Origin of the sequence: uncultured Dokdonia sp., assembly GCF_937910895.1 — a bacterium.
GTDB lineage: Bacteria > Bacteroidota > Bacteroidia > Flavobacteriales > Flavobacteriaceae > Dokdonia.
This window is the reverse complement of the sequence record NZ_CALEMI010000164.1, coordinates 1-8,939: the sequence shown is the minus strand read 5'-3', so window position 1 is coordinate 8,939 and position 8,939 is coordinate 1. Positions and strand designations below refer to the sequence as shown.

Annotated in this window: 10 protein-coding genes; 4 read left to right on the top strand and 6 right to left on the bottom strand. The window is 34.5% G+C overall.

What is annotated here, in order from left to right; all coding sequences use genetic code 11:
- Positions 1–10: 10 nt before the first annotated feature.
- The 6 genes from Q0505_RS20810 to Q0505_RS20785 all read right to left on the bottom strand — a co-directional run bounded on the left by Q0505_RS20810 (position 11) and on the right by Q0505_RS20785 (position 5,307).
- Complete coding sequence (locus Q0505_RS20810) at positions 11–700, bottom strand: DUF4328 domain-containing protein (RefSeq protein ID WP_299217457.1); 690 nt, start codon at positions 698–700, stop codon at positions 11–13.
- A gap of 4 nt (positions 701–704) precedes the next feature.
- Positions 705–1,181, bottom strand: a complete 477-nt coding sequence (locus Q0505_RS20805; RefSeq protein WP_299217455.1) for a GNAT family N-acetyltransferase — start codon at positions 1,179–1,181, stop codon at positions 705–707.
- 52 nt (positions 1,182–1,233) lie between these two features.
- On the bottom strand, positions 1,234–1,851 hold the full coding sequence (locus Q0505_RS20800) for a hypothetical protein (RefSeq protein WP_299217452.1): 618 nt from the start codon (positions 1,849–1,851) through the stop codon (positions 1,234–1,236).
- A gap of 208 nt (positions 1,852–2,059) precedes the next feature.
- Positions 2,060–3,505: a glyceraldehyde-3-phosphate dehydrogenase gene (locus Q0505_RS20795; protein ID WP_299217460.1), complete on the bottom strand. Its 1,446-nt coding sequence runs from the start codon at positions 3,503–3,505 to the stop codon at positions 2,060–2,062.
- Positions 3,506–3,652: 147 nt separating this feature from the next.
- Positions 3,653–3,844 carry a hypothetical protein gene (locus tag Q0505_RS20790; protein WP_299217449.1) on the bottom strand — a complete coding sequence of 64 codons (192 nt, stop codon included), beginning with the start codon at positions 3,842–3,844 and terminating at the stop codon, positions 3,653–3,655.
- Positions 3,845–3,894: 50 nt separating this feature from the next.
- The gene (locus Q0505_RS20785; protein ID WP_299217446.1) at positions 3,895–5,307 is read right to left on the bottom strand and encodes a trypsin-like peptidase domain-containing protein; all 1,413 of its coding nucleotides are present in this window, start codon (positions 5,305–5,307) and stop codon (positions 3,895–3,897) included.
- 133 nt (positions 5,308–5,440) lie between these two features.
- Between Q0505_RS20785 and dapF the strand changes: the two genes are divergently transcribed.
- The 4 genes from dapF to Q0505_RS20765 all read left to right on the top strand — a co-directional run bounded on the left by dapF (position 5,441) and on the right by Q0505_RS20765 (position 8,834).
- Positions 5,441–6,220: a diaminopimelate epimerase gene (gene dapF, locus Q0505_RS20780; RefSeq protein ID WP_299217443.1), complete on the top strand. Its 780-nt coding sequence runs from the start codon at positions 5,441–5,443 to the stop codon at positions 6,218–6,220.
- Positions 6,214–6,759, top strand: coding sequence for a GNAT family N-acetyltransferase (locus Q0505_RS20775; RefSeq protein WP_299217440.1), 546 nt, complete (start codon positions 6,214–6,216; stop codon positions 6,757–6,759). Before dapF ends, Q0505_RS20775 begins: the two co-directional genes overlap by 7 nt.
- Positions 6,759–7,802, top strand: a complete 1,044-nt coding sequence (mltG, locus tag Q0505_RS20770; RefSeq protein WP_299217437.1) for an endolytic transglycosylase MltG — start codon at positions 6,759–6,761, stop codon at positions 7,800–7,802. The genes Q0505_RS20775 and mltG overlap by 1 nt, the downstream gene beginning before the upstream one ends.
- Before the next feature lie 360 nt (positions 7,803–8,162).
- Positions 8,163–8,834, top strand: a complete 672-nt coding sequence (locus Q0505_RS20765) for a peptidoglycan-binding protein LysM (RefSeq protein WP_299217434.1) — start codon at positions 8,163–8,165, stop codon at positions 8,832–8,834.
- The last annotated feature ends 105 nt before the right edge of the window (positions 8,835–8,939 follow it).

The following is an 8,939-nucleotide window of genomic DNA, read 5'->3' as shown; positions in this document are numbered from 1 at the left end:
AAAACTTTAGTCATAACGAGATTGGAATTTCTTCAAGAGTAGAAGAAGTATCTTCTCTAATAGTAGTTAATAAATATTCCATTTTACTATATCTCTTTATGATAAATATTGCAGCAATTGCAGAGCTTATAGAAAATAAATACATAAAAAGGCTTAAAGAGATACTAGTCATATATTCTTCAGCAGTTTCTGCTCTGAGATACATACGGGTCGCAATATTATTTCCTATACCAGAAATGATCCATAATGCCCACCAAATACTTATAATATTAGTTTCTTGTTTGATGTAATTAAGTGTTTGTGTACTTAAAATTCTATTTGTTTTTTCCCATAGTTCATCCATAATTTGTTTTGGCTTAAACAAATTGTAAATAGGGACAAACCAAGCACCAGCAGCCCATCCTTCTGAGTTGTCAATAGTCACTATTTGTGATAAATTGTAATATGCTCTTCTAAACCATCTTATAAACATAGTAGCTGTAACAATTAACAAGACGGTGTAAGCTATTGCAAAGAGCCCTTGTAGCGTCCCTATAATATCTGCTCGATCTTGATCTATAGCTATACCATCATTAATTTTTTCCATCATATTGTATTCAGTGATATCTGAAAAAAAATAGGCAAGATCAAGTATAATGGTAATAATTAAGAAAATTACGGCGATTCTAGATCGCTCATCATTAGGACGTAAGTTGTACATGTACTTATAATTTTGAAGTCGCCCAAAAGTAATGTAAATCTGGGTCTTTCTTAAATCCTAAACGTTCATAAAGATGTTGTGCGGGATTTGTAGTTTCGGTTTGTATGACAATTCCTTTTTGGTGTTCATCACGACATAGTGCTTTCACAGTATCAATAAGCGCTTGTCCTATACCTTGACCTCTAAAATCGAGATCTATAAACAGATCATTCAGTAGATACATCGGTTCCATACTTACCGAAGAAAAAATAGGATAGAGCTGCGTAAAACCTACAGCTATGTTTGAGTCTGCTACTTCGACTGCACTTAGCACAGGTTTCGCGAAAGCGATATAAATAACACTGTCTTTATGCTGAAGTCGTTTTTTAAGAAAAGAGCGAGCGCTTTCATAGTCAGACGGTTGTCTGTAAAAAACACGGTATCCATCAAAGAGGGATACGAGTACTTCTAAATCTTGTAATGTGGCTAAACGTATATGCATAAAAAAATCTGTATTCGAAAATACAGATTTTAATTTAGTATCTTATTAATCTCTAGCTTTTAGATTGTTTAAGGAGTTTATTACGTTCATCTTGCAATTGTCTTCCTAATTTTTGTTCTTTTTCTAAAGCTTTCCTTTTATAATCATCAAAATCCAACTCTAGTTCTTCTAGTTTTCTTTTTGCTTGGTATGTCAAGGTATTACTACTCTTAAATCGGAATATAAATAACAGGAGTCCTAAAAATAATATCCCGATGATACTCCACATCATCATTTGGTAACTGCCTTTGCTCATTTGTAAGCCAAAAAAATTCATACTATCTTTCTCTAGATTTATATCAGCTAAGCTTTTTTGAGTGTTACTAAGATTTGTATTTAGGCTAGAAATTTCAGCAGCTTGATCTTCTATACGTTTATTGAGAGTTGTGATGTTTGTTTTTAGCGAAGTCACGCTATCAGTAAGTTGTTTACGGTAGCGTTCTAATTTTGGACGCTCAATAACTTTATATCGTTTTGGACCATTATTATAATTACCGCTAGATTCTATGACTTGATCATATTGTTCTATCACGGTTTTGGGCGAAGTGTCTTCGTTTTGTGTTTCTTGAGCTTGTACATTTAAGAGCACACCTAAGCATAAAATGAGAAGGGGGAGTGTTGCTTTTGTCATGGGTTTTTAGGGTATTTGGTCAATTAGAAATAGTTTATGTGACTATCTCGTAGGTTTATTTACAACAAAAATACTAGAAATAATCAACTTAAATACGTTTAGAAGTAAGACTTGGTTCTTTAGTCATAAAATAAAAGCTCACTTATGTGTAAGTGAGCTTTTAAAATAAGGTGATTCCTTATACAATATTATTAAGGAAGCTATGCTATTAATAATAAGTAAAACGTCTTACTTTAGAGATGTATTTTGCAAGTCGGATCACTTGATGACTATATCCGTACTCATTATCATACCATACGTATAGTATGACGTTTTTTCCACCTTTTCTTACAATAGTAGCTTTACTGTCGTAAATACTAGGAGCCGAAGATCCTATAATATCACTAGAAACAAGCTCGTTATCTATAGAGTATTTTATTTGTTCTACAAGATCACCCTCAAGAGCGTACTTTCTTAAGGTGGTATTAAGCTCTTCCAGAGTAGTTTCTTTATTAAGCTCTAAATTTAATATCGCTAGAGATCCGTTTGGTACAGGTACACGAATGGCATTTGAAGTTAATTTTCCTTCAAATGTTGGTAATGCCTTACTCACAGCATTTCCCGCGCCTGTTTCTGTAATGACCATATTAAGCGCTGCGGCTCTTCCTCTACGGTATTTACTGTGCATATTATCAACAAGATTCTGATCGTTAGTATATGCGTGTATAGTTTCTAAATGTCCATAGTTTACTCCAAAAGAATCATCTATCGCTTTTAGAACTGGGGTAATTGCATTGGTAGTACAAGACGCTGCAGAAAAAATAGACACTTCATCAGGATTGTGCTCTAGGTGGTTGACACCGTGAACAATATTTGGGATTCCTTTTCCTGGTGCTGTCAATAATACTTTAGCAACTCCTTTTCCAGCAAGATGTCTACTCAAGGCTTCATGATCTCTAAAAGCACCTGTATTATCAATCACAAGTGCATTATCAATGCCATACGCAGTATAATCAATATCTTCTGGTGCATTTGCACTAATGATATGTACTGTAGTACCATTAATAATAAGCGCTTTTTTATCGACATCAATTGCTACAGTTCCAGCAAAATCTCCATGCACAGAATCACTCTTAAGTAGGGAAGCTCTTTTTTCTAAAACAGTAGCGTCTATTTTACCACGAGTGACAATAGCTCGTAATCGCATTTGTGCTCCTTTTCCAGTACGTGTCATAAGCTCTCTTGCTAATAAACGTCCTATACGTCCAAAACCATAAAGAACAACATCTTTTGGTGTGATATCATCACTTGTTTTTGCGGGTTTTAATTTTTTTGCTACAAATGAGGTTGCATTTATATGACCTTCTTCAAGGTGAAATTCATAGGTAAGTTTTCCTATATCTAGTTTTGCAGGAGGTAACTCTAATGTTTTAATAGCTTGTGCAATCTCAACACTATCAAAAATAGAGATAGGTTTTTCAACAAAAGCACCTGCATACTCGTGTAAATCTAAAATCTCACTTACGTTTCTGTCCATAAGTTGATTTCTAAAAAGAACAAGCTCTATGGATTTATCATACCATAAATCACTTGCAATTTTAATAAAGGCTACTGCCGCTCTACGACGGTCTGCTTGAAATGAAAGCTCTGTTTCGTAAGTATCTAAATGACTCATACTACTATTTACGTTATTGGATGTCGTTTTTTGATGGTACATCCTTTTTGAATTTTCGGCAAAAGTATAGATTTCAAACGTTTTCGTAACAGTAAAACACAAAAAAAAGCTCTTTTAAAATAAAAGAGCTTTTTGTAATCAATTGGATTATGCGGATTGAACTTGGCAATGTGTAGTTTGTCCCATGGATTGCCAGACATTTTCCCAAAGATAAGCTGATTGCCAATCAGGTGCTATCCAACTTCCACCTCCGCTACGAGTGCAGTAAACCCAACCAGCGTTAACTAGTTTTTGTTCTTCTTTACTAAGTTCATGTTTTTTTAATTTTAATAAATTCATAGTTTAAATATTTGTGATTAATAATTGAAAAATATTTATTAGTAATTATTTTAATTTTCAAATATAAGACGGTTGCGTTCTCCATTGTCATCTACATAAACAATACTAACGGGTTCGTTAGGATTTTTTTCATTAAAGATTCGTTTTACATCCTCTATGTCAGTAACCTTCTGATCATCTATTTCAGATATTACACGTCCAACAATACCATACCGACTCATTGCAGGTGATAATGTGTTATTAATAATAACTCCATTTTTCGCTTTCGCTTTAGAGAGTTCTTTAGGAGAAGCATTTTTTACTTGAATTCCTAGTCTCTCTATATCAAAAGTAACAGACTTAATAAGTGTTACTGGAACTGTAATTTCTTTATCTTCTCTTAATAAATAAACTTGAACGACATCATCTGGGCGTTTTGAACTGATATACCCCGATAAATCAGAAAACTTATTAATTTCTATGTTGTCGATACGTTTGATGATATCCCCGCTTTTTATTCCTGCTTTTTCAGCACCACTTTCGTAATCAACCACATCTACATAAAATCCTTCGGTTGTTGTGATTTCATATTTTTCAATTGATTCTGGACGTAGTGAGTTTATTGAATTTCCTCTTACTCCTAATATTCCTTTTTGTACCGAACCATACTGCATGATATCTTCTACAATTTTACGAGCATTGTTGGAGGGTACAGCAAACGCATAGCCTACATAGGATCCTGTTTGCGATGTAATTGCAGTATTGATACCTATAAGCTCTCCGTATGTATTTACAAGAGCACCACCACTGTTTCCAGGATTGATGGCAGCATCAGTTTGTATAAACGATTGGTTATTTCCATCGGACTCATCAATATCTCTTGCCTTTGCAGAGATAATACCTGCGGTTACAGTAGAAGTAAGATTAAAAGGGTTTCCTACAGCTAGTACCCATTCTCCTACTTTAGCGGCATCGCTATCTCCAAAAGGGATATACGGTAAATCATCTCCTTCAACATCTATTTTAATAAGTGCGATGTCTGCTTTTTTATCAGTTCCAATGAGTTCTGCCTTGTACTTACGATTATCGTTTAAGGCAACTTCAATTTCGGTAGCACCTTCTATCACGTGATTATTAGTAATAATAAAACCGTCACCAGAGATAATGACACCACTTCCGGCACCAACGATACCACCTCTTTGTCCTCCACCCCGTAGAAATTCCATCATATTACGTGGTTGTGTGTATTCTTGTTTGTTACTCACGTGTACAACACCATTCACCGTTCGCTCGGCAGCCTCTGTAAAATCTATATCAGAATTTAAAGCAGCTGTATAACTCGTTGGAGTATATACTGGAATAGTAGGTTGGTTTTGTACTATGTTAGGGGTAGAAGCTGGAGCTTCAATAAATAATTTGTAAGCGCCTAGAGTTATAACACCTGCTAGGACAGCAACAGAAAGTAAACTTGCTATTTTTTTCATTGTCTTTTTCATTTAGGTAATTATATAATGTTAAAATTAAAATTTTAGTATATACACATTTCATATTTAACTGCCTTTTAACAGCAGAGACAATATGCTAATTCCTTATTTTTGTCGTTCATCTATGTATAACATGACAATACCATTTTTTAAATATCAAGGAACTGGTAATGACTTTGTCATTATTGATAATCGGCACTTGTTTTTTCCCAAAGATGATACCAAACTTATTTCTAAGCTTTGTGACCGTAAATTTGGCATAGGTGCAGATGGATTGATTCTTTTAGAGAATCATGAATCATTAGATTTTAGAATGGTATATTATAATGCAGATGGTAACGAGAGTAGTATGTGTGGAAATGGGGGGCGTTGTATTGTCGCTTTCGCGAAAGCGTTACATATCATAGCTGACACTACTTCTTTTATGGCTATTGATGGGGTCCATGAAGCTACGATTATAGATGACATGGTACATTTGAAAATGCAAGATGTATCTAAGATTACAGCTACAGCCGAATATAGTTTTCTAGATACAGGTTCTCCACATCATGTAGAACTTGCTGAAAATTTGTCAGATTTAAACGTAAAAGAAAAAGGAGCGCGTATCCGATATAGTGATTTGTACGGTAGCGCTGGGAGTAATATTAACTTCGTGTCTCAAAAGGAAGCAAATACTTTTGCAGTTCGCACTTATGAGCGTGGGGTGGAAGATGAGACACTGAGTTGTGGTACGGGTGTGACCGCTGTAGCGTTAGCGATGCATCAACAAGGAAAGACAACATCAAATTGTGTACGCCTTACTGTAGAAGGCGGCGAACTTGAAGTGAGTTTTGAGAAAGACGAAGATGGATATAAAAATATCTTTCTTATTGGTCCCGCCACTCATGTTTTTGAAGGAAAAATCACATGGTAACACTCACGGGAAATAGTGTTTTTTTAAGAGCTTTGGAACCAGAAGATCTAATTGACATACATCGTATAGAAAATGATGAGCGTCTATGGTCTGTAAGCGAAACCCTTGTGCCTTTTTCTATATATAGTATCAAAGAATATCTTTCGAATGCGCATAAAGATATTTATGAGGTAAAACAACTGCGTTTAGCCATCTGCGAAGTCACATCAAAAACACTTATAGGACTCATTGATCTTTTTGATTATGATCCGCATAACGCAAGAGCGGGTGTCGGAATTCTTATTGAATCACAAGAGAATAGAGGAAAAGGATATGGAAAGGAAGCGTTGGCATTGATTCTCAATTATGGAAAGACACGTTTAAAGTTGCATCAGTTATATGCCAATATTCTCGAAGATAATGAGGATAGTGTTCAATTATTTACAAATGCTGGTTTTGTGATGGTAGGAATTAAAAAAGATTGGAGAAGAGTTGGTGGGGAAGGAGTACGCTTTCGCGAAAGCTATAAAAACGAATTATTATTTCAATATCTATTATAATGTATATTAAACGAATTTTGTTGATCATTGTCCTTGTTGGGGTTGTTGTTGGAGGTATTTTTGCGTACACTGTTTATAGTGCTATTTTTTCTCCTAACACAGCATTTGAAAATAAGGAAGCCTATCTTTTAGTAAGATCAGATGCTACTTTTGAAGATGTAAAAAAAGATATTGCACCGTTATTGGAAGATGTTGCATCCTTTATTTCTGTAGCAGAGCGTAAGGATTATGTTTCTAATATTAAACCAGGTCATTTCGTTATTAAAAAGGGAATGAATAATAATGACATTATAAACACAATACGCAGTAAAAACAAGCCCGTTAAAATCGCATTCAATAATCAAGAACGTATTGAAGACCTAGCAGGACGTATTGCCACTCAAATAGAGGCAGATAGTCTCTCGTTGCTTTTAGCTATGAAAGATCCAAATTTCTTAAAAGTAAATGGTTTTACAGATCAAACAGCGCTTACTATGTATATCCCAAATAGCTATGAGTTGTACTGGAATATATCGGCAAAAGGATTCAGAGACCGTATGCTTAAAGAGCATAAGCGTTTCTGGAATGATACGCGTATGGCAAAAGCCAAACTATTAAAAATGACTCCAGAAGAGGTCTACACGGTAGCTTCAATTGTACATAAAGAAACAGCGAAGGTAGAAGAACGACCTCGCGTTGCAGGCGTATATCTAAACAGGATTAATAAAGGAATTAAGCTAGATGCCGATCCAACGATCATATTTGCTTTAAAAAAGAAAGCAGATGATTGGGATATGGTTATTAAGAGAGTACTCTACAAAGATCTGGAAATAGAATCTCCGTATAATACGTATCGAAATGCTGGGATTCCTCCAGGTCCTATTTTTATGCCAGATATTTCTGCTATAGATGCTGTTCTTAATGCAGAAAAGCATAGCTATTACTATTTTGTAGCAGATATAGAGCGATTTGGATATCATAAGTTTGCAAAGACACTTTCTCAACACAATGCCAATAGTGCCGCCTATAAGCGCTGGATTAGCAACCAAGGAGTAAGACGTTAACAACAAATAAAACTGTTAATAACCCTGTTCTTAACTTTTGAGGCAGTTGGGTTTCGTGAATTCCCTTAAATCGTAATTTTAAATGTCAATATGATTGCAGTTTAGTGTTGCGCTTGACGTTTTAAAAGGGGGTAAAAAGAGCATTTATGTTTTTTAAATGTTTTTTCTTAAAAGAATCTTAATATTAAAATCGACGAAAAGCATTGAAAATAAAGGGTTTTGTTAAATAAACGGTAATTTCTGTTATTTTGTCGATTTTTGTTTGGTAGATTATTTTATTATTGTATTTTTGCCGGCCGAAATAGACAGCACTTTATAAGATTTTAAAGTTAAAAATCTTAGCAGTCGAAAAGCGATTATATGATAAGAAACCTGGTTAAAATTACAGTTCTTCCATTTATGATAGGGCTATTGTCACTAGGGAATATTTTAGAAAAGAAACGGGAATTCAATAAAACAGAAGACTTTTCTCAATATTCAACAAAAGGTTTAGACCTTTTTTATACTGCTCCTTTACCTGAAGAAACTCTTCAGGATGTTATTCCTTCTTATTTCCCCTTAGCTCTTACTGGGCAAATGTATATTGGATTTAAAGAAGCACTCGCATTTAAAGAATCCCAAGGTAATTATTTTAGTATAAACACCTTTGGATATCTTGGCAAATACCAATTTGGGGCTTCTACGTTAGATCTTATAGGAATAAAAAACACAAAGAATTTTATTCAAGATCCTGCTTTACAAGAAAAAGCATTTCTATTAAATACCTCTCGTAATAAATGGGTATTAAGACGTGATATAAAGCGTTATTCAGGAAGATGGATAGGAGGCGTTAAAATTACCGAATCTGGTATTTTAGCAGCAGCACATTTAGCAGGTCCAGGAAGTGTGAAACTTTTTTTACGCTCTGGAGGCGAAACAGGTTTTAACGATGCTTTTGGAACTTCTATAGAAAGCTACTTAAAGAAGTTTTCTGGTTATGATGTTTCTTTTGTTCAGGCAGTTAAAAGACCAAAATTAAACAATATTTTATAGTACAGTATTTTGATTAGTTACTAAAACAAAAAAAACCTCCGAGCATTTTGCTCGGAGGTTTTTGTTTCTAAATCTATATTGAATCTTATCTTTTCAGTGTAAAAT

What these genes read in the sequence shown, in the direction of transcription:
- Q0505_RS20790 (WP_299217449.1), bottom strand. Translation starts at nt 3,844, where the DNA reads ATGAATTTATTAAAATTAAAAAAACATGAACTTAGTAAAGAAGAACAA.
- Q0505_RS20810 (WP_299217457.1), bottom strand. Translation starts at nt 700, where the DNA reads ATGTACAACTTACGTCCTAATGATGAGCGATCTAGAATCGCCGTAATT.
- Q0505_RS20785 (WP_299217446.1), bottom strand. Translation starts at nt 5,307, where the DNA reads ATGAAAAAAATAGCAAGTTTACTTTCTGTTGCTGTCCTAGCAGGTGTT.
- Q0505_RS20775 (WP_299217440.1), top strand. Translation starts at nt 6,214, where the DNA reads ATGGTAACACTCACGGGAAATAGTGTTTTTTTAAGAGCTTTGGAACCA.
- Q0505_RS20800 (WP_299217452.1), bottom strand. Translation starts at nt 1,851, where the DNA reads ATGACAAAAGCAACACTCCCCCTTCTCATTTTATGCTTAGGTGTGCTC.
- mltG (WP_299217437.1), top strand. Translation starts at nt 6,759, where the DNA reads ATGTATATTAAACGAATTTTGTTGATCATTGTCCTTGTTGGGGTTGTT.
- Q0505_RS20805 (WP_299217455.1), bottom strand. Translation starts at nt 1,181, where the DNA reads ATGCATATACGTTTAGCCACATTACAAGATTTAGAAGTACTCGTATCC.
- dapF (WP_299217443.1), top strand. Translation starts at nt 5,441, where the DNA reads ATGACAATACCATTTTTTAAATATCAAGGAACTGGTAATGACTTTGTC.
- Q0505_RS20765 (WP_299217434.1), top strand. Translation starts at nt 8,163, where the DNA reads ATGATAAGAAACCTGGTTAAAATTACAGTTCTTCCATTTATGATAGGG.
- Q0505_RS20795 (WP_299217460.1), bottom strand. Translation starts at nt 3,505, where the DNA reads ATGAGTCATTTAGATACTTACGAAACAGAGCTTTCATTTCAAGCAGAC.